Here is a 21735-nt window from a genome sequence, read left to right on the forward strand (position 1 = left end):
GCTCCGTCACTCCAGGCCCAGGGCGGCGTTGACGGCTTCGGTGCTGGGGGCCACCGTGGCCTTCGGGCCGACCTTCTCCTGCACCGCGTCCAGGGTCTTCAAGCCGTCGCCGGTGATCAGCAGGACCGTCTCGGCGTCCGGGTCGATCTTGCCGTTCTCGATGAGCTTCTTGGCGGTCGCCACGGTCACGCCGCCCGCGGTCTCGGCGAAGATGCCCTCGGTGCGGGCGAGCAGCCGGATGCCTTCCACGACCTCTTCGTCGGTGACGTCCTCGATCGCCCCGTTGGTCTTGCGGACGACGTCCAGCACGTAGGGGCCGTCAGCGGGAGCGCCGATGGCCAGCGAGCGGGCGATCGTGTCCGGACGCACCGGCTGGACGACGTCGTGGCCGTTCTTGAACGCCGTGGAAACCGGGGCGCAGCCGGAGGCCTGGGCGCCGAAGATCCGAACCGGGCTCGGCTCGACCAAGCCGACCTGACCGAGTTCGTTGAATCCTTTGTAGACCTTGGTCAGCTGGGAGCCGGAAGCGATCGGCACGACGATCTGCTCGGGGATGCGCCAGCCGAGCTGTTCTGCGACCTCGAAAGCCAGGGTCTTGGAGCCCTCGGAGTAGTAGGGGCGGACGTTGACGTTGACGAACGCCCAGTCGGAGTGCTCGGCGGCCAGCTCGGTGGCAAGCCGGTTGACGTCGTCGTAGTTGCCGTCGACCGCCAGCAGCGAGCCGTCGTAGACCGCGCTCATCAGGATCTTGGCCCGCTCGAGGGTCTTCGGCACCAGCACCACCGAGTCCCAGCCGGCGCGAGCCGCTGCGGCGGCCACCGCGTTGGCGAGGTTGCCGGTGGACGGGCAGGCCAGCACCTTGAAGCCGAACTCCCGGGCGGCGGCGAGCGCTACCGCGACCACCCGGTCCTTGAAGGAGTGGGTCGGGTTGCCGGTGTCGTCCTTGATCCAGATCCGCTTGACCCCCAGCGCTTTGGCGAGGTTGTCCGCGCGGACCAGCCTGGTACACCCCGGTTCGGTGTTCGGGTATTCCTCCACATTGGAAGGAACGGGGAGCAGTTTCTTGTAGCGCCAGATGGAACGTGGCCCAGATTCGATGTCCTCGCGGCGCACTCGGCCGAAGTCGTAGGCGACCTCCAGCGGGGAGAAGTCCTCCATGGAGACGAATTCCGGAGCGAGTGGCTGGCGGTGCCCCTCTTCCTTGGACACCAGCTCAACAGCCGGACCGAGGTCCAGACCTTTGCTGTTGGCGGCCTGAGTTCGCGCAGCGATAGTCATCGCGAGGTCCCTTCCTCATCTGTCCCGTAGTGGGTCGGAATTGGCACCTTTTTCGTCGACGGCCTCGCGGGAAGAATCACGAATTTGTCGACGACGGTTGCCGGGGCTTCACTGGGCCGGTCCCTCTGCCCCTCTGGATGAGCTATTCAATTGTGGCCGCCACGCTAGCCCCTCGTTCGGGATGTGGCTAGCTGGCAATCCAGATGCCGAGACGACAGTGACGCGTGCGACTATGCTGCTATGAGTTCTCCCTCGGTGGTCGCCGAGCCGTTGCACCTCGTGCTGGGTGAAGAAGAACTGCTGGTAGAGCGCGGAGTTCGCGCTGCGGTCAATGCTGCGCGAGCAGCAGATCCCAACACGGAGTACCGCCGAGTTCGCGTGAGTGAACTCACGGCGCCCGAACTCGACGAATTGCTCAGCCCTTCGCTGTTCTCCGACAGCCGGGTGGTCGTGGTGGACGCCGCCCAAGAAGCGGGCAAGGACATCGCCGAAGCGCTCCTGGGGCACGCCCGGAACCCAGCGGACGGTGTCGTTCTGGTGATCGCGCACAGCGGCGGCGGTCGCGGAAAGCACGCCAAGGAATTGCCGAACGCGTTGCGCAAAATCGGCGCCCGCGTGACCGAATGCCGCAAGATCACCAAGCCGGCGGAGCGGGAAGCCTTCGTCCGCGACGAAGTGAAGCGGGCCGGGGGGAAGATCGACGCCGGCGGGGTGGCGGCGCTGATCGAAGCGGTCGGCACCGACCTCCGAGAGCTCTCCTCCGCAGCCAGCCAGCTCGTGGCGGACACCGGCGGGCGGATCGACGAAACAGCTGTTCGCCGCTACCACCGCGGCCGAGCTGAAGTCACCGGCTTCGCGGTCGCGGAGAAGGCAGTGACCGGTGACCGTGCCGGGGCGCTGGAAGCGCTGCGCTGGGCGATGCAGCTCGGGGTGCCGCACGTGCTGATCGCGGACGCGCTGGCGGATGCGGTGCGCACGATCGGCCGGGTCTCCGCAGCCGGCCGCAACGACCCCTTCGGGCTGGCCGGCGAGCTGGGCATGCCGGCCTGGAAGGTGAAGAAAGCGCTCTCCCAGTCCCGCGGCTGGAACAGCAGCAGCATCGCCACGGCGCTGCAAGTCGTGGCCGAGGTCAACGCCGCCGTCAAAGGACAGGCAGCGGACGCGGGCTTCGCCCTGGAACGGGCTGTCGTCGAACTCGCCCGGCTGCGCCGCGCACGTCCGTAGGAGGAGCCCCGGAGCGGCAAAAACCCCTTCCCGGCCAGGCCGTGGAAGGGGTTTCGCAGTTCAGGACGGCGATCAGAGGTTGTTGACCAGCTTGGCGAGCGCCGACTTCTTGTTGGCCGCCTGGTTCTTGTGGATCACGCCCTTGCTGGCGGCCTTGTCCAGCGCGCGGGCGGCAGCGCGCTGCAGCTCGATGGCCTTGTCCTTGTCACCGGCGGCAGCGGCTTCGCGCACCTTGCGGATAGCGGTCTTCACCGAAGACTTGACCGCCTTGTTGCGCAACCGGTTCCGCTCGTTGGTCCTGATGCGCTTGATCTGGGACTTGATGTTGGCCACTGCCCACGCCTCTCTTCGTCGTCGGAACGGATCGCGCCGCACTTTCGTGGCACTGCGCGTGCAGCGCAGTCTTCCTCCCCTGCGGAATGCCGCACGGCGCGAGGAAACATGTTAACAGCGGGTGGTCGCCAGCTGCGGAGACGGGCCGGGGAGCGAACCCGCTCACATTCGCCCTCCCCGAGGAGCTTCCCGCCGTAAGGTCCCAGCCCGTGCTCGAGCCGTTGGACTGGCCCGGTTTCGCCGATGTGTCGCTGGGCGGCCTGCTGCTGTTGTGCGCGGCCGCGTTCGCCGCCGGCACGATCGACGCGATCGTCGGAGGTGGCGGTTTGCTCCAGCTGCCGGCGCTGCTGCTGATCATGCCAGGGGGAGGAGCGATCTGCTCGCTGGCCACCAACAAGCTCGCTTCGATCGCGGGCACCACCGCGGCCTCCGCCGCCTACGCGCGCCGCGGCGCCATCGACTGGCGGAGCACGCTGCCGATGGCCTTCCTGGCGCTGCTCGGATCCGTGGGAGGGGCGGTGTTCGCCGACGCGCTGCCCTCGGAAGCGCTCAACGCGGTCGTCCTGGTCGCGATCGCCGCGGTGGGGGTCTACACCTGGCGCCGGCCGCAGCTGGGTGTGCGACCGCGGCCGCGGTTCAGCGGTGCTGCGCAGCTCGCGGTGCTGCTGGCCGGTGGTGCGCTGATCGGGTTCTGGGACGGCATCGCCGGCCCGGGAACCGGCTCCTTCCTGGTCTTCCTGCTGGTCGGCCTGGGTGGACTGGCGTTCGTGAACGCCTCGGCCACCGCGAAGGTGGTCAACGCCGCCACCAACCTCGGAGCACTGCTGTTCTTCGTGCCCGCCGGCAAAGTCCTGTGGGGGTTGGGACTGGTCATGGCGGTGGCCAACATGTCGGGGAGCGTGCTGGGGACGGCGGTGGCCACCAGCCGCGGCTCCGGGTTCATCCGGCGGGTGTTCCTGACCGTCGTGGTGGGGATGTTGATCAGCCTGGGCTGGAAGTTCGCGGCCAGCGTCTGAGTTGTTGCGCGCCCGCGGTGTTCGCCCGACGCTGGGATTCGGAACGAATCTGGGGGGAGACTGGTATGACCAGCACTTCGGGCAAGACACCAGCTCAGCCGGTTCTCGCCGGCAAACGTCCACGTCGCGAAGTCGTTCTGGTAGCTGTTTTCATCACCGCGCCGATGCTGGCGCTGCTGTGCGCCGTGCCGTTCGCCTGGGGGTGGGGGCTCGGCTGGACGGACATCGCGTTGGGCGTGGTGTTCTACTGCATCAGCGGACTGGGGATCTCGGTCGGCTACCACCGCTACTTCACCCACGGGTCGTTCAAGGCCAGAACACCGCTGCGCGTGCTGCTCGCGGTGGCCGGCAGCCTCGCGATGCAAGGACCGGTGATCCGGTGGGTGTCCGACCACCGGCGCCACCACGCCTACGCGGACAAGGAAGGCGACCCGCACTCGCCGTGGCTGTACGGCACGAACGCGATCGCGCTGGTGCGGGGCTTCTGGCACGCCCACATGGGGTGGTTGTTCAGCCGGGACATGACCAACAGCCGGCGTTTCGCCCCGGACCTCCTCGCCGATCGACTGATCACCGCGGTGGACCGGCTGTTCCCGCTGTGGACCGCGGCCACGCTGCTGCTACCAGCCCTGCTGGGCGGCCTGCTCACCTGGTCCTGGCAGGGAGCTGTCACCGGGCTGTTCTGGGCGGGACTGGTGCGGGTCGGGATGCTGCACCACGTGACCTGGTCGGTCAACTCGATCTGCCACATGGTCGGCAGCCGCCCCTTCCGAGCTCGCGACCGCTCGGCGAACTTCTGGCCGCTGGCGCTCCTCTCGTTCGGGGAGTCCTGGCACAACTCCCACCACGCCGATCCGACCTGCGCGCGGCACGGTGTTCGGCGCGGACAGCTCGACATCTCCGCTCGGGTGATCTGGCTGCTGGAGAAACTGGGCTGGGCCTACCAGGTCCGCTGGCCCACCCCGCGCCGCCTGGCCCGGCTCGCGCGCGACTGACGGTCTCCGGTGCCCCCGCGCCGGCCGGCGTTGCGCTCACCCCGCCGCGCACGAGCAGCGGGTAGAAACGGGGGCATGGAGATCCTCAGCAGCCGTCTGATCCTGCGGCCGCGGCACCGGGAGCGGTCCCTGCGCTTCTACCGGGACGTGCTGGGCCTGGCCATCGCCCGGGAGTTCCCCGGCGGCACCGTCTTCTTCCTCGGCCAGGGCTATTTGGAGCTCTCCGGTGAAGGGGAGACCGGACCCAGCCCCGACCAGGTGCTGTGGCTGCAAGTGCGGGATCTGCAACGCGAGTTCACCCGGCTGCGGGACCTCGGAGTCACCGTGCTGGCCGAGCCGGCCCGCCAACCGTGGGGGCTGGACGAGGCCTGGATCGCCGACCCGGACGGGATGCGGATCGTCCTGGTGGAGGTTCCCGCCGATCACCCGCTGCGCGTGGACGTCCGCCACCACCAGCCCGGCGACTGAGCTGCCCGGCCCGGGCGGCCTCACCGGCCGGAGCGGCTCCGCGCCACCGGCTACCGGGTGCGGTGCGCCGGGCACCGGGCAGAACAGCTGGTCAGCTGCGCACCCCCAGCTCAACGCCGCTGCCCGGCCCGGTACAACGGAGGTAACCCGGAGTTGGGCGCCGGACACCCGGAGTGGCGTGGGACCATGGGGTGAACACCCCCGTATCAGCCGATATCCGCGAGGACACTGAGTGAGCAGTTACGCCGACACGACGTTCACCGCCCCGGAGCGGATCCGGAACTTCTGCATCATCGCGCACATCGACCACGGCAAGTCCACCCTGGCCGACCGGATGCTGCAACTGACCGGGGTGCTGGATGAGCGCGCGTACCGAGCCCAGTACCTCGACCGGATGGACATCGAGCGGGAACGCGGCATCACCATCAAGGCGCAGAACGTCCGGATGCCCTGGACCGTCGACGGCACCGACTACGTGCTGCACATGATCGACACGCCAGGGCACGTCGACTTCACCTACGAGGTCAGCCGGTCGCTCGCCGCGTGCGAGGGAGCCATCCTGCTGGTCGATGCGGCCCAGGGCATCGAGGCGCAGACCTTGGCGAACCTGTACCTGGCCATGGAGCACGACCTGCAGATCATCCCGGTGCTCAACAAGATCGACCTGCCGGCCGCCGAGCCCGACCGGTACGCGGCCGAGCTCGCGCACATCATCGGCTGCGAGCCGGAGGAGGTGCTGCGCGTCTCGGCGAAGACGGGCGAGGGCGTGCCGGCCGTCCTCGACGAGGTGGTGCGGCAGGTGCCGCAGCCGGAGGGCAGGTCTGACGCCCCGCCGCGGGCGATGATCTTCGACTCGGTCTACGACACCTACCGCGGCGTGGTCACCTACATCCGAGTGGTGGACGGGAAGATCACCCCTCGGCAGCGGATTCGGATGATGTCCACCGGCGCCACCCACGAGCTGCTCGAGGTGGGGGTCATCTCCCCGGAACCCAAGCCGTGCGAAGGGTTGGGCGTCGGTGAAGTCGGCTACCTGATCACCGGCGTGAAGGACGTCCGGCAGTCCAAGGTCGGGGACACCGTGACCGCCGAGCGCAACGGTGCGGAAGAGCCGCTGAGCGGCTACCGGGAACCGAAGCCCATGGTCTACTCGGGGCTGTACCCGGTGGAGGGCAGCGACTACCCGCTGCTGCGGGAGGCGCTGGACAAGCTCCAGCTCAACGACGCCGCGCTGACCTACCAGCCGGAGACCTCGGGTGCGCTCGGCTTCGGTTTCCGCTGCGGGTTCCTCGGGCTGCTGCACTTGGAGATCACCCGGGCTCGGCTGGAACGCGAGTTCGGGCTGAACCTGATCTCCACCGCGCCCAACGTCGTCTACCAGGTGTTGATGGACGACGGCACGGAAGTGGAGGTCACCAACCCCTCCGACTGGCCCGAGGGCAAGATCCGCGAGGTGCACGAGCCGGTGGCGAAGTGCACGATCATCGCCCCGTCGGAGTTCGTCGGGGCCATCATGGAGCTCTGCCAGTCGCGCCGCGGCAACCTCAACGGGATGGACTACCTCTCGGAGACCCGGGTGGAGCTGCGCTACACGCTGCCGCTCGCCGAAATCGTCTTCGACTTCTTCGACCAGTTGAAGTCGCGCACTCGCGGCTACGCGTCGATGGACTACGAGGAGTCCGGCACCCAGGCCTCCAACTTGGTGAAGGTGGACATCCTGCTGCAGGGCGAGCCGGTGGACGCCTTCAGCGCGATCGTGCACCGCGATTCCGCGTACGCCTACGGCACCAAGATGGCCAGCAAGTTGAAGGAACTGATTCCGCGGCAGCAGTTCGAGGTGCCGATCCAGGCAGCCATCGGTTCCCGGGTGATCGCTCGGGAAACCATTCGCGCACTGCGCAAGGACGTGCTCTCCAAGTGCTACGGCGGTGACATCAGCCGCAAGCGGAAGCTGCTGGAGAAGCAGAAGGAAGGCAAGAAGCGGATGAAGACCATCGGTCGGGTCGAGGTTCCGCAGGAAGCCTTCGTGGCCGCGCTGTCCACCGACGCCGGTGGCAAGGACGAGAAGGGCGGCAAGGGGAAGAAGTAGCCCGAGCCCTGCCTCGGGGCGCCGTCGCTGGTCCTCCCAGCTCGGCGCCCCGTGGCAGCTCTGCACTGGCCTTCGGTGTCCTTTGCGGACGGAACGGGTGGGACGTGCGTCCGTTCAGTCCTGGTGGGCTTCGACGAACGCGTAGACGTCCGCCTCGTCCACCCCGGGGAAGGTGTCCGAGGGCAGGGCGGCGAGCACGTGCGAGTGGGCCCGGGCCGACGGCCAGACCATTCCTTCCCAGCGGCTGGCCAGGTCCGCTGGCGGACGTTGGCAGCACTCGCCGTGCGGGCAGCGGGACTTGGCGTGGTTGGTCGTGTCCCGGCCGCGGAACCAGCGGGATTCGTTGTAGGGAACGCCGAGGGTGATGGCGAAGTCGCGGCCGCGGCTGGGGTCGACGTGGGCCACGCACCAGTGGGTGGCCCCTGGTTTGTCGGTGTACTGGTAGTAGGTCGAGTAGCGGTCGGGGGAGGCGAAGACTTGCCGCCCGGCCCAGTACCGGCACATCCGCTGCCCTTCGATCGCCCCGGTCGGGTCGCTGGGGAAGAGCAGCCCGTCGTTCTCGTAGGCCTTGTGGATGATGCCGGTTTCGTCGTTGCGGACGAAGTGGCAGACCAGGTCCAGGTGCCGGGTGGCCAGGTTGGTGAACCGGTGCGCGGCCATCTCGTACGAGACCGAGAAGACGTCCCGCAGGTCTTCCACCGCCAGGTCCCGCTCGGCCTTCGCCTCCTGCAGGAAGGGGACCGCGGTCTTCTCCGGCACCAGCACCGCGGCGGCGAAGTAGTTCGCCTCCACCCGCTGGCGCAGGAAGTCGGCGAAGTCCCTGGGTTGGCGGTGACCGAGCGTGAGGTGCCCGAGCGTCTGCAGCAGGATCGTGCGCGGGCTGTGCATGCCCAGCGATTCCCGCCGCAGGAAGATCCGGCGGTTCTTCAGGTCGGTGACCGACCGGACCGAGCGGGGCAGGTCGGTGACGAACCGGATCCGGTAGCCCATGTGGTGCACGAGCGAGTGGATGAGGCCTTCGGACAGCGCGCCGCCGTGGTACCCGACCCGCTCCAGGAGATCGGTGGCGACCTTTTCGATCTCCGGGAAGTAGTTGCCGTGCTCGCGCATCATGCGGCGCAGATCGGCGTTGGCCTTCCGGGCTTCTTCCGGGGTGGCCACCTGCTTGGTCTCGCGCCGCTTGAGCTCCTCGTACAGCGCCAGCACGTGCTCCAGGGCTTCGGTGGGGATGCGCTTGCTCACCTTCAGCGGGGGAACACCGAGCTGCTGGTACAGCGGGTCCTTCTGGGCCCGCTCGACCGCGATCTCCAGTTCGGCGCGCCGGTTCGGCGCCTTCTTCGACAGCAGTTCGTCAACGGAGGTGCCCAGGGCGTCGGCTAGCGCCCGCAGCAGCGAGAGCTTTGGCTCCCGGTGCCCGTTCTCCAGCAGGGACAGCTGGGAGGGTGCGCGGCCAACCTTTTCTCCCAGTTCGGAGAGGGTGAGGCCGGCTGCCCTGCGCAGGTGGCGCAGGCGTTGCCCGAAGACCAGGAGGTCGTGTTCCGTCGAAAAACTGTGGTCTTCTTCGCCGACTAACTCTGACATGAGATTGATGATAGCAGAAAAATCTCGAAAATTAACATGGAAAAGTTCTCCTCTTTCGCGGATGCGTGGTCAAGACTGAGAAACAACAGGCGCGAGCAATCCGTGAAAGGTGAACGCCATGAGCATCCGCGAGCAGGCGCAGAAGGCAGTTGAGGAACTGCGGCGGGACTGGGAGACCAACCCGCGCTGGAAGGGCATCGAGCGCACCTACTCGGCTGACGACGTCATCCGGCTCCGCGGTTCGGTCCAGGAGGAGTACACCCTCGCTCGGCAGGGTGCTGAACGGCTGTGGAAGCTGCTGCACGAGACCGACTACATCAACGCTCTCGGTGCGCTGACCGGTAACCAGGCCGTCCAGCAGGTCCGCGCCGGCCTGAAGGCGATCTACCTGTCCGGTTGGCAGGTCGCTGCGGATGCCAACCTGGCTGGCGAGACCTACCCGGACCAGAGCCTGTACCCGGCCAACTCCGTTCCGAACGTCGTCCGCCGGATCAACAACGCCCTCAAGCGGGCCGACCAGATCACCTGGTCCGAGGCGCTCGACCCGGAGGCCGAGGAGACCTCGACCGAGCCGGTGCACTGGCTGGCGCCGATCGTCGCCGACGCCGAGGCCGGCTTCGGTGGCGTGCTCAACGCCTACGAGCTGATGAAGGGCATGATCGCCGCGGGTGCTGCCGGTGTTCACTGGGAGGACCAGCTCGCCTCCGAGAAGAAGTGCGGCCACCTGGGCGGCAAGGTGCTCGTCCCGACCAGCCAGCACATCAAGACCCTCAACGCGGCCCGGCTCGCCGCCGACGTCGCCGGTGTGCCCACCCTGGTCATCGCCCGTACCGACGCGCAGGCTGCCACCCTGCTGACCAGCGACGTCGACGAGCGCGACCGCCAGTACCTGACCGGTGAGCGCACCTCCGAGGGCTTCTTCAAGGTCCGCAACGGCCTGGAGCCCTGCATCACCCGTGCGCTGGCCTACGCCCCGTACGCCGACCTGATCTGGATGGAGACCTCCACCCCGGACCTGGAACTGGCGCGGAAGTTCGCCGAGGCGGTCAAGGCCGAGTACCCGGACCAGATGCTGGCCTACAACTGCTCGCCGTCGTTCAACTGGAAGAAGAACCTGGACGACGCCACCATCGCCAAGTTCCAGCGCGAACTGGGCCACATGGGCTACAAGTTCCAGTTCATCACCCTGGCCGGCTTCCACGCGCTGAACTACAGCATGTTCGACCTGGCCAAGGGCTACGCCGCCGACGGCATGACCTCCTACGTGGACCTGCAGGAGCGGGAGTTCGCCGCGGAGAAGGACGGCTACACCGCCACCCGTCACCAGCGCGAGGCGGGCACCGGTTACTTCGACCTGATCAGCACCGCGGTGAACCCGGAGTCCTCCACCACCGCGCTGGCCGGCTCCACGGAGGCTGCTCAGTTCTGAGGCTGTGTTCGGTGCGGTCCCGAGAGGGGGAGGTCGCACTGAGCACCTAGGCGCACCAGCGGCCCTGTGGCGGGGTGTCGGAAGATCGCACTGGTGCGAGCGGGCGGGAACCCGGAAGCGGGTTCCCGCCCTTCTTGCTGTTCCCCGGTGGTCGCCGGTCAGGCCGGATCGCGCCACAAACCGAACACGGTCAGCCCGCTCGGCACGGTGTACTCCTGGATGATTCGGAAGCCGCGGCGCTGGAAGCTGGCCACCGCGGCGTGGGTGGCCGCTTCGGTGTAGACGGGAACGTCCTGCGCATCAGCTCGGGACAACCCCCTCTCCAGCAGTTCTCCGGCGAGTCCTCGGCCGCGCGCCGATGGGGTGGTGCCGAGGGCGAACAGCCGCCAGTGCGGTTCGTCCGGGCGGTGACCGGTCTCGGTGTTGAGCGTCTCCAGGGCGCGCATGGTTTCCGGGATCCGCCAGCGGAAGACCGACAGCAGGGCCGGCAGCTGGACCAGGCGGTAGCCGAGCCGGTCCGGGACTCCGGTGGGGCGGTCCCACACCGCCACCGCTTCGATCCGCCCGCCGCGCACCGAGAGCTCGCTCTCCCGGTGCCGGCTGTCCTGGTCCAAGAGCAGGGAGAACAATTCGCTCAGTTTGGTGCGCCGGTGCTCGGGGTCGGGCAGCAGGGCCACCATGCGCGGTTCGTCCTGATAGGCCTGACCCAGCAGGTCGCTGATCTCCGCGGCGTCCTCGCCGACCGCCGTTCTGGTGAACCGGTCCTCTCGGATTCCTGTGCGCAGCATTCCCACCTCTCTCCGTGATTCGTCCCCACTTCCGTTATGCCCGAGCCGGTGGTCGGGCGGCGGGAAAAGTCGTGTGGTGGGCAGCACAACCGGAAGGTGGAAGCCTCGACTCGGTGCCCTTGCGGGCCGTCGTTGCCGATACGGTCGGAGCATGATCGCGAAGCGACAGTTCCCGTTGATCTCCGCGCCGATGGCCGGAGGGATTTCCACGCCCGAGTTGGCCGCTGCGGTCAGTTCGGCAGGCGGTCTGGGGTTCCTCGCGGGCGGTTACCTCACCGAAAAGGCGCTCGCCGAACAGGTTTCCGCGGTGCGGGAGAGCACTTCCGAACCGTTCGGGGTGAATCTGTTCGTGCCCGGCATCCGGCATGCGATCGACCTGGACGACTACTGCGCCAGGATGGGAGCGGAAGCCGCCCGGTACGGGGTGCGGGCCGGGGCGCCCTCCTGGGACGACGACCAGTACCAGGCCAAGGTGGAGTTGGTCGTCCACCAGCGGATCCCGGTGGTCTCCTTCACCTTCGGGCTCCCGGAGGAGTCCGTTGTGGAGCGACTGCACGAGGTGGGTTCCGAGGTCGTGGTCACCGTGACGACCCCGGAAGAAGCAGCGCAGGCCGCGGCGGTCGGTGCGGACGCGGTTTGCGTGCAGGGGATGGAGGCCGGTGGGCACCGCGCGGTGTTCGAAGACGACGGCCGGTCGCCGGGCGGCGGCCCGCTCTACGGTCTGCTGGCCGCGCTGCGCCTGGTGAAAGCCGAAGTGGACCTTCCGGTCATCGCCGCTGGCGGATTGGTGCACGGGGCCGATGTGGCCGCGGTGCTGACCGCTGGCGCGGTGGCGGCCCAGTTGGGCACGGCTTTCCTGGTGTGCGCGGAGGCCGGGACCTCGTCGGAGCACCGGGCGCAGATCGCCGCCGGGGCCAGGTGGACCGAGCTCACCCGTGCCTTCAGCGGTCGACCGGCTCGGGGATTGGTCAACGAGTTCATGACCGAGCACGGCCCAGTGGCGCCGGCGGCTTACCCGCAGCTGAACAACCTGACCAAGCCGATCCGCGGTGCTGCGGCCAAGGCCGGTGACCCGGAGCGGATGTCGATGTGGGCCGGGCAGACCTACTCGCAAGCCCGCCCGATGCCGGCCGCGCAGCTGGTGCAGCAGCTGATGGCGGAAGCTCGCGAGGCGATGGCGGGAGCTCGCGACCGGCTGTCGCCGAGCGCGTCGGACGCGTTGTGAGCGCGGGAACGTCGCTTGGGGAGATCGAGACCGGCCCCGTAGATTGTCCCGCGTGGGTTACGTGGAGTCAGTGAACACCGCGGTGGTGCGGACCGATCCGTGGACTGGACGGGTGGGGCGCAGCGGAATCGACAAACGTCCGGTCCCCGGTGGGGTGCGCTTCGACACCACCGGAGTTCACGGTGACGCGGTCTGCGACACCAAGCACCACGGTGCCTGGTACCAGGCGGCTTACGCCTTCGACAGCGAGGAGTTGGCCCACTGGGCGCGGGTGCTCGGCCGGGAGCTCGTTCCCGGCAACGCCGGGGAGAACTTGACGCTGACCGGGTGCGCCTGCAGCGACGCGGTGGTCGGTGAGCGCTGGCGGGTCGGCACCGCGGTGCTGCGGGTCACCAGCCCGCGCACGCCCTGCCGGGTCTTCGCCGGTTTCTGGGGGGAGCAGCGCCTGGTCAAGCTCTTCACCGAGCACGGCAGGACCGGCGCGTACCTGGCGGTCGAGCGGCCGGGCGTGGTCACGGCCGGGGACCCGGTGGAGGTGCTGTCCCGGCCCGAGCACGGGGTGACGGTGGCCGAGGTGTTCGCCTTCTACCGGAGGAAGCAAGGGGGCTTGGCCGATCGGGTGCGGATGGCGCTGGCGGATCTGCCCGACGAGGTGGGTGCGGAGGTCGAGCGGGAGCTGCGGCGTCAGGAGGAGCGCTCGCACTCGACGATGGTGTAGCCGTTGTCCATCGGAGTGACGTCGACGGCTGCCAGGCCGGCGGCTTCGACGATCTGCTCGAGCTGGTCCAAGTCGCGCATGCGGCCTCCCACGTAGACCATCATGCGGAGGTCCATTTCGGTGAACACGGCCATCTGCCCGGCTTCCGGCAGCATTTCGATGACCAGCACGCGCCCGTCGGGGGACACGGCCTCGGCGCAGTGGCTGAGGAGCCGGGTGGCGTCCGCGTCCTCCCAGTCGCCGAGCACGTCGCACAGGATCGCCGCGTCGGCGTGCACCGGGAACGGCTCGAACAGGTTCGCGGTGACCACTTCGGCGCGGTCCCGCACCCCTTCTTCCTGCAGGTGCTGGGGCGCGTTGCGGGCGGGGCCGGCCAGGTCCACCAGCACTCCCCGCAGGTTCGGGTGGGCTTTGAGGATTTCCGCGAGCACCGCTCCGTTGCCGCCGCCGATGTCGGCGACCCGGTCGTACCGGTTCCAGTCGTGCGCGGTCGCGATCAGCGAGGCGATGCCGTGGGTCTTGGTCTCCATCAGGGAGTCGAAGGATTCGGCCAGTTGGGGGCTGTGCGCGAGGTCTTCCCAGAAGGAGCGGCCGAACGCGGCCGGGTACGCGGGGTGGTGGCCGCGGACTTGTTCGATGAGTTCCACGAAGGCGAGGTCGGCTCGGCCCACCGCGCCGTCGAGGTCCAGCCAGGCGTGGGGGCCACCGGGCAGGTCGCTGAGCAGGGCGTTGGACGCCTTGTTCGGGCCGAAGACGTTGGGTTCCGGCTCGGTGAACACCCCGTGGTGGACCAGGAAGCGCAGCACTCTGCCCAACGGGTCGGGTTGCGCGCCGCACCTCCGGGCGATCTCGTCCAGGGGGACCGGGCCGTCCCGGACTATGTCGGGCACGCGCAGCGTCGCTGCGGTTCGAACGGCGAACGGGGTGGCCAGGTCGGCCATGGCCCAGACGTCTCGTGACTCCGGCGTCACGTTTGCAGAGTAGTCCCGCTGGCCTCGGTCAGCGCGGCGTCATCCGGCCGAGGACGAGCACCCGCTGGAACAGGTTCATCCATTGGAATGGGCCGGTGATGGTGCGGAATCCGCGTCGCCGGTAGAACTCCTTGGTCCGGTGGTTGCCGGTGGCGTTCGTGACGAGCACGGTGCGGGAGTGGGTGATCATCCGGTCGGCTTCGGCGAGCAGTGCCGTGCCCACGCCGCAGCTCTGCACGTCCGGGTGCACGTGGAGCTCGGAGATCTTGAACGCGTCGTCCAGCCAGTGCAGGTTCTCGCACATGTCCAGGGCGAGGGCGACTTGGTTGCAGAACCACCGGTCGTTGCGCACCGGTTGGCCGAGCAGCATTCCGGCGAGGTCGCCCCGGTAGTAGGCGCCGAGGGCGAGGTTCCCGTCCATTTCGGCGATCTCGGGGAAGCGGTTGCCGATGAGCGCGCCGCCGGGTTGCCCAGCCGCGCTCATCGCCGTTCTGGCCAGCTCTTGGCACCGGGTTGCTTCGACGGCCAAGTCGAACGGGTGGAGTTGGATGTCCATCCGGCCAGTCAACATGATCTGGCCGGGGTGCATCCGGGGATTCCGCGAATCCGTGGCGGGGCCACCGCGGATTACTCCGAAGGGTTGGTTGTGGTCGGGGGCGCGGCGGGGATGGCCCGGGTTTGCGCCGGTCGGTGACACCCCGACAGGGTCAGTGACGCACATCACCCTTTTGCAAACCGCCGTTGTCTGAGAAAGATTGGACTACCAAGTATCTGAATTCCGAGCAAACCGGGTCCGGGCGGCGGAGGGTGCTATATGACCAACGAGCTGGAGCACTTCATCGGCGGCAAACGAGTTGCGGGGACCTCCGGTTCCTTCGGCGACGTCTTCGACCCCAACACCGGGCAGGTGCAGGCCAGGGTGCCGCTGGCCTCGGCCGAAGAAGTCGCCGCTGCCGTGGCCAACGCAGCCGAGGCCCAGCCGGCGTGGGCGGCGCAGAACCCGCAGAAGCGAGCCCGTGTGCTGATGCGCTTCCTGCAGCTGGTCAACGAGGAGAAGGACGAGCTGGCCCGGCTGCTGTCCTCGGAGCACGGCAAGACCGTCGCCGACGCCAAGGGCGACATCCAGCGCGGCCTGGAAGTGGTCGAATTCGCGGTCGGTGTGCCGCACCTGCTCAAAGGCGAGTACAGCGAAAGCGTCGGCACCGGCATCGACGTCTACTCCATGCGCCAGCCGCTGGGAGTGGTCGCCGGCATCACGCCGTTCAACTTCCCGGCGATGATCCCGCTGTGGAAGGCCGCCCCGGCCATCGCCTGCGGCAACGCCTTCGTGCTCAAGCCTTCCGAGCGGGACCCCTCGGTGCCGCTGCGCTTGGCCGAGCTGTTCATCGAGGCGGGACTGCCGCCGGGGGTGTTCAACGTCGTCAACGGCGACAAGACCGCGGTGGACGCGATCCTCACCGACTCGCGCGTGGAAGCCGTCGGATTCGTCGGCTCCTCCGACATCGCCGAGTACATCTACGCCACCGCGGCCGCGCACGGCAAGCGCGTGCAGTGCTTCGGCGGCGCCAAGAACCACCTGATCGTCATGCCGGACGCCGACATGGACCAGGCGGCGGACGCGCTCGTCGGGGCCGGCTACGGCTCGGCCGGTGAGCGGTGCATGGCGATCTCCGTCGGCGTCCCGGTGGGCGAGCAGACCGCCGAGGCCCTGCGGGAGAAGCTCGTCGAGCGCATCGGTAAGCTCAAGGTCGGCACCAGCTTCGACGAATCCGCGGACTTCGGCCCGCTGGTCACCGCGCAGGCCAAGCAACGGGTCCGCGACCTGATCGAAACCGGGGTGGCGGAAGGCGCCGAACTCGTCGTCGACGGCCGGGACTTCCAGCTGGCCGGCCACGAGAACGGCTTCTTCCTGGGCCCGTCGCTGTTCGACCGGGTCACCCCGCAGATGCGGATCTACCAGGAGGAGATCTTCGGCCCGGTGCTGTCGATCGTGCGGGCCGCCGACTACGAAGAAGCCCTCCGGCTGCCCAGCGAACACCAGTACGGCAACGGGGTGGCCATCTTCACCCGGGACGGAGACGCGGCCCGCGACTTCGTCTCCCGCGTGAACACCGGGATGGTCGGCGTCAACGTGCCGATCCCGGTGCCGATCGCCTACCACACCTTCGGCGGCTGGAAGCGGTCCGGCTTCGGCGACCTCAACCAGCACGGCCCGGACTCGATCCGCTTCTACACCAAGACGAAGACGGTGACCTCGCGCTGGCCGTCCGGACTCAAGGAAGGCGCCAGCTTCACCATCCCCACCATGCACTGATCCGCGCCGCGAGCCGGTGGAGCAGCACCTCCGCCTGCTTCACCGGCCCTCGCGGTCCCGGGAGGAGTAGCAGTGTCGGTTGCAGCGACGCCGGTTTCGCCGTTCGGCCTGACCGAGGACCAGCAGGAGATCCAACGAACCGCGCGCCAGTTCGCGGCGGAGCGGCTGGCCCCTCACGCGATCGAGTGGGACCAGGACAAGCACTTCCCGGTCGAGGTGATCCGGGAAGCCGGGGAACTCGGCATGGGCGGCATCTACGTCGACGAGTCCGTCGGCGGCAGCGGCCTGAGCCGGTTCGACTCGGTGCTCGTCTTCGAAGCCCTCGCCAGCGGCGACCCCTCCATCGCCGCCTACATCTCCATCCACAACATGTGCGCCGGCATGATCGACCGGTTCGGCACCGACGCCCAGCGCAGCCGCTGGCTGCCGGACCTGTGCTCGATGCGCCGGCTCGCCAGCTACTGCCTCACCGAGCCGGGTGCCGGTTCGGACGCGGCAGCACTGCAGACCAGGGCGGTCCGGGACGGGGACGACTACGTGCTCACCGGGGTGAAGCAGTTCATCTCCGGCAGCGGCAGCTCCGACGTGTACGTCGTCATGGCCCGCACCGGGGAGCCGGGCGCCAAGGGGATCTCCACTTTCGTGGTGGAGAAGGACACGCCGGGACTGTCCTTCGGAGCCAACGAGAAGAAGATGGGCTGGAACGCCCAACCGACCCGGCAAGTGATCTTCGACGAAGTGCGGGTCCCCGCCGCGCACCGGTTGGGGGACGAAGGAATCGGCTTCAAGATCGCCATGGCCGGGCTGGACGGCGGCCGGCTCAGCATCGGCGCCTGCTCCCTCGGAGGCGCGCAGGCAGCGCTGGACAAGAGCCTCTCCTACGTCCACGAGCGCAGTGCGTTCGGCCGCAAGATCAGCGATTTCCAGGCCCTGCAGTTCAAACTGGCCGACATGGCCACCGAGCTGGAAGCCGCCCGGCTGTTGCTGTGGCGGGCGGCCGTGGCGCTGGACCAGCGCGACCCCCGCGCCACCCAGCTGTGCGCCATGGCGAAGCGGCTGGCCACCGACACCGGGTTCGCGGTGGCCAACGAAGCCCTTCAGATCCACGGTGGATACGGCTACCTTGCCGAATACGGCCTGGAAAAGATCGTCCGCGATTTGCGGGTGCATCAAATCCTGGAAGGTACCAACGAGATCATGCGGCTGATCATCTCCCGTGGACTCCTGAAGGTGTCGTGACCGGGACGGGCGGCCGCAAGAGGAGTCGGCACTATGACAGAGCCCGAAGTCCTGCTCAGTGAGCGAGGAGCGCTCGGACGCATCACACTGAACCGCCCGAAAGCGCTCAACTCCCTGACGCTGGGAATGGTGCGGGCCATGACCGAGGCACTGCAGCGGTGGCGCGACGCCGAGCACATCCGGGTGATCGCCGTGGACGGCGCCGGTGAGCGCGGGCTGTGCGCCGGCGGTGACGTCCGCGCCCTGCACGATGCGGCCAAAGCCGGTGACGAGACCTTGGCCGAGACCTTCTGGGCGGAGGAGTACCAGCTCAACGCCGCGCTGGCGCGCTACCCGAAGCCGGTGGTCGGCCTGATGGACGGCATCTGCATGGGCGGCGGTGTCGGCGTCACCGCGCACGGTTCGCACCGAGTCGTCACCGAACGATCCAAGATCGCCATGCCCGAGGTCGGCATCGGTTTCGTGCCCGACGTCGGCGGCACCTACCTGCTGCAGAAAGCGCCCGGGCAGCTCGGTGTCCACTTGGGGCTGACCGGGACCACGATCACCGGACCGGACGCGATCTACTGCGGCCTGGCCGACCACTACGTGCCCAGCAGCAGCCTGGAAGCGCTGTTGGAGGCGCTTTCGGACGGGGACCCGGACGCGGCGCTGCAGAAGTTCGCCGAGCAACCGCCCGAACCTCCCCTGGCCGAGCACCGGGAGTGGATCGACGCGGCCTACTCGGCGTCGACCGTGGAGGAGATCCTGCAGCGGCTGCGGGACCGCCCGGAACCGGCCGCTCGGGAAGCGGCCGACACCATCGAGCAGAAGTCGCCCACTTCGTTGAAGGTGACCCTGCGGTCCCTGCGCACCGAGTTCACGTCCTTGGAGCAGGCGCTGGAGCAGGAGTACCGGGTTTCCCTGGCGTGCGTGCGCATCGGGGACTTCGTCGAAGGCGTGCGGGCCACGCTGGTCGACAAGGACCGCAACCCCGCTTGGTCCCCGAAGACCCTCGGGGAAGTGGACGAGCAGCGGGTGGAGAAGTTCTTCGCGCCGGTGGAAGGGCTGGACTTGAGCAGCTAGCGCGATCCGACCGGCCTTGACAGGAAACCAGTCGGCGAAGGAAGGATGACAATGGCTGTCATTGGGTTCATAGGACTGGGCCACATGGGTGGTCCGATGTCGGCGAATCTGGTCAAGGCCGGTCACGAGGTCCGAGGTTTCGACCTCTCCTCGGAAGCGCTGGCGAAGGCCGAGCAGCACGGGGTGAACGCGGTCGGCTCGGTGCCCGAGGCGGTCTCCGGCGTCGACGCGGTCATCACCATGCTCCCCGGTGGGCAGCAGCTGCTGCAGTGCTACGACGAAGCGCTGCCCGCGGCCGACCCGGGGACGCTGTTCATCGACTCCTCCACCGTCGACGTGGCGGATGCCCGCCGGGCGCACGAGCTGGCCGGCATCGCCGGGTTCGGTTCTCTCGACGCGCCGGTTTCCGGCGGCACCGCAGGAGCCGAAGCGGGCACCCTCACCTTCATGGTCGGCGGTGCCGAGGAGGACTTCGCCCGAGCCGAGCCGTTGCTGGAACCCATGGCCCGCAAGGTCATCCACTGCGGTGGTCCGGGCAACGGCCAGGTCGCGAAGATGTGCAACAACCTGATCCTGGGCGCCTCGATGATCGCCGTCAGCGAGGCCTTCGTGCTCGGCGAACGGTTGGGCCTGGACCACCAGGCCTTCTACGACGTGGCCTCGATCTCCACCGGGCAGTGCTGGTCGCTGACCACCAACTGCCCGGTGCCGGGGCTGGTGGAGACCAGCCGGGCCAACCACGACTACCAGCCCGGGTTCGCGGCGGCCCTGATGCTGAAGGACTTGAAGCTGGCCGTCTCCGCCGCCGAGCAGAGCGGCACGAACACCGAGGTGGGCCGGTTGGCCGCGGAGCTGTACCAGCGGTTCAACGACGAAGGCGGCGGTGGCTACGACTTCGGCGCGATCATCAAGCTGGTCCGCGAGCACTCCAAGCCGCTGCAGGAGACCGAGGAGGCCAAGGAGGCCTGAGCCCCCACGGGGCCGGAGGGGGTGCTGGAGCTGCTTCCAGCACCCCCTTCTTGTGCACACCGGGGGCGGTTCCACAAGGAATCCGAGCCGAGGTCACGTATTGGCCGGGGTGGCGTACGCGCCCTGAACCGCCCGCGTACCCTTGCGCTCTGTGTTGGAGTGGCTGGTCGAGTGGTGGGACGGCGCTGAGCTGTGGATCGTGCAGCTGCCCTACCCGCTGCAAGTGGCCCTGGTGTTCGCAGTTCTGCTGCCCGTTTGCTGGGGGCTGGCCAGGGTGATTGATCACGGCATCGACGGACTCATCGCCCGGCTCACCTGGGTGCGTGACGCCGAGCCCCCGCTGGGTAACCGGGAGGGTGCGGAAAGCCGGGAGGATCTGGCGTGAGAGGTTCGCGCAGGCGCATCACGACCGCGCTGGTGGGCCTGATCGTGCTGGTCTTCGTGGGCTGGTTCGTCCGCGATGTCACGGGTCCGCAGCACCAGGTCCCGGGGGCTGAATCCGGGCTGCCGGTGCGGCCGATCTCGTCCCTGCCGCCCGAGGTCGAGCAGACCTGGGAGTTGATTAACCGGGGCGGCCCATTTCCTTTTCCCGAGAAGGATGGCACGGTCTTCGGTAACCGAGAGGAGCTGCTTCCCAACAAGCCCCGCGGTTATTACCGTGAGTACACGGTTCCGACACCAGGTTCGTCTGATCGGGGGGCCCGTCGATTGGTCACTGGCGAAGAATCTGAGCTTTACTACACCAGCGATCACTACGAATCCTTTGTTGTTGTTGACGTAAACGGTTGACTTCCATGTTTCCTACCAAGTGGGCTTTGAAGACGAGGAAGGAGCCCGCAGTGGCTGAGGTGGAAGAACCTTCCTCCGGTCTTACTGCACGACAAGCCGGGACGGAGGCCGAGGAGCGCGGCGCCATCCCGCACCACCTCGACGGTTCAGAACTGACCAACAAGCGCACTGCGCTCGACGGGATCGCTGCCGCTCTGGACTTCCCGGAGTGGTCCGGACGCAACCTGGACGCCCTCTACGACTGCCTGACCGACCTCTCCTGGTTGCCGGAAGGCGAGCACGTGCTGATCTGGTCCCACCACCGGGTGCTCGCCCGGAACGATCCGAAGGCCTACCGGGGGATCAACGCCGTGCTGCGGGACGCGTCCGAACACCCCATGTGCGGCCGGTCGTTCCGGGCGGTGCTCACCGACGAGTGAGGGGACGAGCGCTCACTTGAGAGCGTCCGGCACCCAGTTCGGTTTGCGCTTCTCCGCGAACGCCCGCATCCCCTCCTGGCCTTCGGCGCCGGCGAAGTGCTCGGCGGACAGCTCGAGCATCTCCGCGAACGCCTCCCGCATCGACGCCGGCCGCTGAGCGGTCAACATCCGCTTGGTGGCCGCCAGGGCGTTCGGCCCGCCCAGCACGAGCATGTCGGTGAACCGCTTCACCTCGTCGTCGAGCTGGTCGGCCGGAACCGCCGAGTTGATCAGCCCGATCTCCTGGGCCCGGCGGGCGTCGAAGGTCTCCCCGGTGAGGAACAATTCGTGCGCCTGCCGCGCGTGCAGGCGGGGCAGCACGGTCACCGAGATGACCGCGGGCACCACGCCGATGCGCACCTCGGAGAACGCGAACGTCGCGGTTTCAGCGGCGACCGCGATGTCGCACGCGGCGACCATGCCGACACCGCCGGCGCGGGCCGGGCCGGCCAGTTTCGCCACCACGGGCTTCGGGCTGGTCCACAGCTGCTCCAGGATCGCCGGGAACTCCTGCACGCCCTGGTCCTCAGCCCCGGCGGAGCGGGACTCCTTGAGGTCCATGCCGGCGCAGAAGACCGGTCCCGTGTGCGTCAGGACGATGGTTCGAACCGCGTCGTCGGCGTTCGCCGCGGCCAACTGCTCCCGCAATTCCCGGCGGAGCTGCGCGGAGAGCGCGTTGCGGTTCCGCGGGGAGTCGAGCGTGATGGTGGCGATGCCGTTTTCCACGGTCCGGTGTACGAGTTCTTCCATGCGGGGCACGTTAGCCGTGCCCCAACCGGACGAACA

General features: G+C 68.3%; 22 protein-coding genes and 1 riboswitch. Of the genes, 15 read left to right on the forward strand and 7 right to left on the reverse strand.

Translation table 11 applies throughout. From position 1 onward, the window contains the following. Nucleotides 1-6: 6 nt before the first annotated feature. Nucleotides 7-1278: a threonine synthase gene (gene thrC / locus SREC43747_RS0105135; RefSeq protein ID WP_029720084.1), complete on the reverse strand. Its 1272-nt coding sequence runs from the start codon at nucleotides 1276-1278 to the stop codon at nucleotides 7-9. Between the two features lie 12 nt (nucleotides 1279-1290). Continuing rightward, nucleotides 1291-1422, reverse strand: a riboswitch (SAM riboswitch). A 96-nt stretch (nucleotides 1423-1518) separates the two neighbouring features. Here thrC and holA point away from each other — a divergent pair. After that, a complete protein-coding gene (holA, locus tag SREC43747_RS0105140) occupies nucleotides 1519-2502 on the forward strand; it encodes a DNA polymerase III subunit delta (protein WP_029720085.1) in 984 nt (327 codons plus the stop codon). Nucleotides 2503-2574: 72 nt separating this feature from the next. Here the strand turns inward: holA and rpsT are convergent, their stop codons facing one another. Next, nucleotides 2575-2835 carry a 30S ribosomal protein S20 gene (gene rpsT, locus SREC43747_RS0105145; protein WP_029720086.1) on the reverse strand — a complete coding sequence of 87 codons (261 nt, stop codon included), beginning with the start codon at nucleotides 2833-2835 and terminating at the stop codon, nucleotides 2575-2577. 209 nt (nucleotides 2836-3044) lie between these two features. Between rpsT and SREC43747_RS0105150 the strand changes: the two genes are divergently transcribed. The 4 genes from SREC43747_RS0105150 (at nucleotide 3045) to lepA (ending at nucleotide 7403) form a co-directional block, all read left to right on the forward strand. Continuing rightward, nucleotides 3045-3851, forward strand: coding sequence for a TSUP family transporter (locus tag SREC43747_RS0105150; protein WP_029720087.1), 807 nt, complete (start codon nucleotides 3045-3047; stop codon nucleotides 3849-3851). Nucleotides 3852-3916: 65 nt separating this feature from the next. Continuing rightward, the gene (locus SREC43747_RS0105155) at nucleotides 3917-4846 is read left to right on the forward strand and encodes an acyl-CoA desaturase (RefSeq protein WP_029720088.1); all 930 of its coding nucleotides are present in this window, start codon (nucleotides 3917-3919) and stop codon (nucleotides 4844-4846) included. A gap of 75 nt (nucleotides 4847-4921) precedes the next feature. Then, nucleotides 4922-5314 carry a VOC family protein gene (locus tag SREC43747_RS0105160; RefSeq protein WP_029720089.1) on the forward strand — a complete coding sequence of 131 codons (393 nt, stop codon included), beginning with the start codon at nucleotides 4922-4924 and terminating at the stop codon, nucleotides 5312-5314. A gap of 232 nt (nucleotides 5315-5546) precedes the next feature. Beyond that, nucleotides 5547-7403, forward strand: a complete 1857-nt coding sequence (lepA, locus tag SREC43747_RS0105165) for a translation elongation factor 4 (protein ID WP_029720090.1) — start codon at nucleotides 5547-5549, stop codon at nucleotides 7401-7403. A 114-nt stretch (nucleotides 7404-7517) separates the two neighbouring features. Here the strand turns inward: lepA and SREC43747_RS0105170 are convergent, their stop codons facing one another. Beyond that, entirely contained in the window at nucleotides 7518-8984 is a 1467-nt protein-coding gene (locus SREC43747_RS0105170; RefSeq protein ID WP_029720091.1) for an XRE family transcriptional regulator, read from the reverse strand. A gap of 118 nt (nucleotides 8985-9102) precedes the next feature. Between SREC43747_RS0105170 and aceA the strand changes: the two genes are divergently transcribed. Continuing rightward, complete coding sequence (gene aceA, locus SREC43747_RS0105175) at nucleotides 9103-10413, forward strand: isocitrate lyase (protein ID WP_029720092.1); 1311 nt, start codon at nucleotides 9103-9105, stop codon at nucleotides 10411-10413. Between the two features lie 158 nt (nucleotides 10414-10571). Here the strand turns inward: aceA and SREC43747_RS0105180 are convergent, their stop codons facing one another. After that, complete coding sequence (locus SREC43747_RS0105180) at nucleotides 10572-11201, reverse strand: GNAT family N-acetyltransferase (protein ID WP_029720093.1); 630 nt, start codon at nucleotides 11199-11201, stop codon at nucleotides 10572-10574. Between the two features lie 151 nt (nucleotides 11202-11352). Here SREC43747_RS0105180 and SREC43747_RS0105185 point away from each other — a divergent pair, with 151 nt between their 5' ends. Then, nucleotides 11353-12426: a nitronate monooxygenase gene (locus tag SREC43747_RS0105185; RefSeq protein ID WP_029720094.1), complete on the forward strand. Its 1074-nt coding sequence runs from the start codon at nucleotides 11353-11355 to the stop codon at nucleotides 12424-12426. Between the two features lie 52 nt (nucleotides 12427-12478). Continuing rightward, on the forward strand, nucleotides 12479-13144 hold the full coding sequence (locus SREC43747_RS0105190; RefSeq protein ID WP_236623035.1) for an MOSC domain-containing protein: 666 nt from the start codon (nucleotides 12479-12481) through the stop codon (nucleotides 13142-13144). Here the strand turns inward: SREC43747_RS0105190 and SREC43747_RS0105195 are convergent. Together SREC43747_RS0105195 and SREC43747_RS20190 are read right to left on the reverse strand one after the other, a co-directional pair. Beyond that, nucleotides 13111-14115: a methyltransferase gene (locus tag SREC43747_RS0105195; protein ID WP_037331380.1), complete on the reverse strand. Its 1005-nt coding sequence runs from the start codon at nucleotides 14113-14115 to the stop codon at nucleotides 13111-13113. The genes SREC43747_RS0105190 and SREC43747_RS0105195 overlap by 34 nt on opposite strands. A gap of 28 nt (nucleotides 14116-14143) precedes the next feature. Then, nucleotides 14144-14671, reverse strand: a complete 528-nt coding sequence (locus SREC43747_RS20190) for a GNAT family N-acetyltransferase (RefSeq protein ID WP_081722432.1) — start codon at nucleotides 14669-14671, stop codon at nucleotides 14144-14146. 258 nt (nucleotides 14672-14929) lie between these two features. Here SREC43747_RS20190 and SREC43747_RS0105205 point away from each other — a divergent pair, with 258 nt between their 5' ends. From SREC43747_RS0105205 to SREC43747_RS0105235, 7 genes are all read left to right on the forward strand, one after another. Further along, a complete protein-coding gene (locus tag SREC43747_RS0105205) occupies nucleotides 14930-16429 on the forward strand; it encodes a CoA-acylating methylmalonate-semialdehyde dehydrogenase (RefSeq protein ID WP_029720098.1) in 1500 nt (499 codons plus the stop codon). Nucleotides 16430-16501: 72 nt separating this feature from the next. Continuing rightward, entirely contained in the window at nucleotides 16502-17668 is a 1167-nt protein-coding gene (locus SREC43747_RS0105210; protein WP_029720099.1) for an isobutyryl-CoA dehydrogenase, read from the forward strand. A 33-nt stretch (nucleotides 17669-17701) separates the two neighbouring features. Then, on the forward strand, nucleotides 17702-18733 hold the full coding sequence (locus SREC43747_RS0105215) for an enoyl-CoA hydratase/isomerase family protein (protein ID WP_029720100.1): 1032 nt from the start codon (nucleotides 17702-17704) through the stop codon (nucleotides 18731-18733). Between the two features lie 51 nt (nucleotides 18734-18784). Then, nucleotides 18785-19702, forward strand: coding sequence for a 3-hydroxyisobutyrate dehydrogenase (gene mmsB / locus SREC43747_RS0105220; RefSeq protein ID WP_051387714.1), 918 nt, complete (start codon nucleotides 18785-18787; stop codon nucleotides 19700-19702). Nucleotides 19703-19853: 151 nt separating this feature from the next. Further along, nucleotides 19854-20087 (forward strand): hypothetical protein, encoded by a 234-nt coding sequence (locus SREC43747_RS0105225; protein WP_029720102.1) that lies wholly within the window; start codon nucleotides 19854-19856, stop codon nucleotides 20085-20087. Further along, the gene (locus SREC43747_RS0105230; RefSeq protein ID WP_029720103.1) at nucleotides 20084-20491 is read left to right on the forward strand and encodes a guanyl-specific ribonuclease; all 408 of its coding nucleotides are present in this window, start codon (nucleotides 20084-20086) and stop codon (nucleotides 20489-20491) included. The genes SREC43747_RS0105225 and SREC43747_RS0105230 overlap by 4 nt, the downstream gene beginning before the upstream one ends. Before the next feature lie 50 nt (nucleotides 20492-20541). After that, entirely contained in the window at nucleotides 20542-20910 is a 369-nt protein-coding gene (locus SREC43747_RS0105235) for a barstar family protein (protein ID WP_236623036.1), read from the forward strand. A 12-nt stretch (nucleotides 20911-20922) separates the two neighbouring features. Here the strand turns inward: SREC43747_RS0105235 and SREC43747_RS0105240 are convergent, their stop codons facing one another. Continuing rightward, nucleotides 20923-21699: an enoyl-CoA hydratase-related protein gene (locus SREC43747_RS0105240; protein WP_029720105.1), complete on the reverse strand. Its 777-nt coding sequence runs from the start codon at nucleotides 21697-21699 to the stop codon at nucleotides 20923-20925. Between the last annotated feature and the right edge of the window lie 36 nt (nucleotides 21700-21735).

Source organism: Saccharopolyspora rectivirgula DSM 43747, assembly GCF_000497205.1.
Classification (GTDB): domain Bacteria; phylum Actinomycetota; class Actinomycetes; order Mycobacteriales; family Pseudonocardiaceae; genus Saccharopolyspora; species Saccharopolyspora rectivirgula.

What these genes read in the sequence shown, in the direction of transcription:
- SREC43747_RS0105160 (WP_029720089.1), top strand. Translation starts at nt 4,922, where the DNA reads ATGGAGATCCTCAGCAGCCGTCTGATCCTGCGGCCGCGGCACCGGGAG.
- SREC43747_RS0105180 (WP_029720093.1), bottom strand. Translation starts at nt 11,201, where the DNA reads ATGCTGCGCACAGGAATCCGAGAGGACCGGTTCACCAGAACGGCGGTC.
- holA (WP_029720085.1), top strand. Translation starts at nt 1,519, where the DNA reads ATGAGTTCTCCCTCGGTGGTCGCCGAGCCGTTGCACCTCGTGCTGGGT.
- SREC43747_RS0105205 (WP_029720098.1), top strand. Translation starts at nt 14,930, where the DNA reads ATGACCAACGAGCTGGAGCACTTCATCGGCGGCAAACGAGTTGCGGGG.
- SREC43747_RS0105215 (WP_029720100.1), top strand. Translation starts at nt 17,702, where the DNA reads ATGACAGAGCCCGAAGTCCTGCTCAGTGAGCGAGGAGCGCTCGGACGC.
- mmsB (WP_051387714.1), top strand. Translation starts at nt 18,785, where the DNA reads ATGGCTGTCATTGGGTTCATAGGACTGGGCCACATGGGTGGTCCGATG.
- aceA (WP_029720092.1), top strand. Translation starts at nt 9,103, where the DNA reads ATGAGCATCCGCGAGCAGGCGCAGAAGGCAGTTGAGGAACTGCGGCGG.
- SREC43747_RS20190 (WP_081722432.1), bottom strand. Translation starts at nt 14,671, where the DNA reads ATGGACATCCAACTCCACCCGTTCGACTTGGCCGTCGAAGCAACCCGG.
- SREC43747_RS0105170 (WP_029720091.1), bottom strand. Translation starts at nt 8,984, where the DNA reads ATGTCAGAGTTAGTCGGCGAAGAAGACCACAGTTTTTCGACGGAACAC.
- SREC43747_RS0105185 (WP_029720094.1), top strand. Translation starts at nt 11,353, where the DNA reads ATGATCGCGAAGCGACAGTTCCCGTTGATCTCCGCGCCGATGGCCGGA.
- SREC43747_RS0105240 (WP_029720105.1), bottom strand. Translation starts at nt 21,699, where the DNA reads ATGGAAGAACTCGTACACCGGACCGTGGAAAACGGCATCGCCACCATC.
- thrC (WP_029720084.1), bottom strand. Translation starts at nt 1,278, where the DNA reads ATGACTATCGCTGCGCGAACTCAGGCCGCCAACAGCAAAGGTCTGGAC.
- SREC43747_RS0105155 (WP_029720088.1), top strand. Translation starts at nt 3,917, where the DNA reads ATGACCAGCACTTCGGGCAAGACACCAGCTCAGCCGGTTCTCGCCGGC.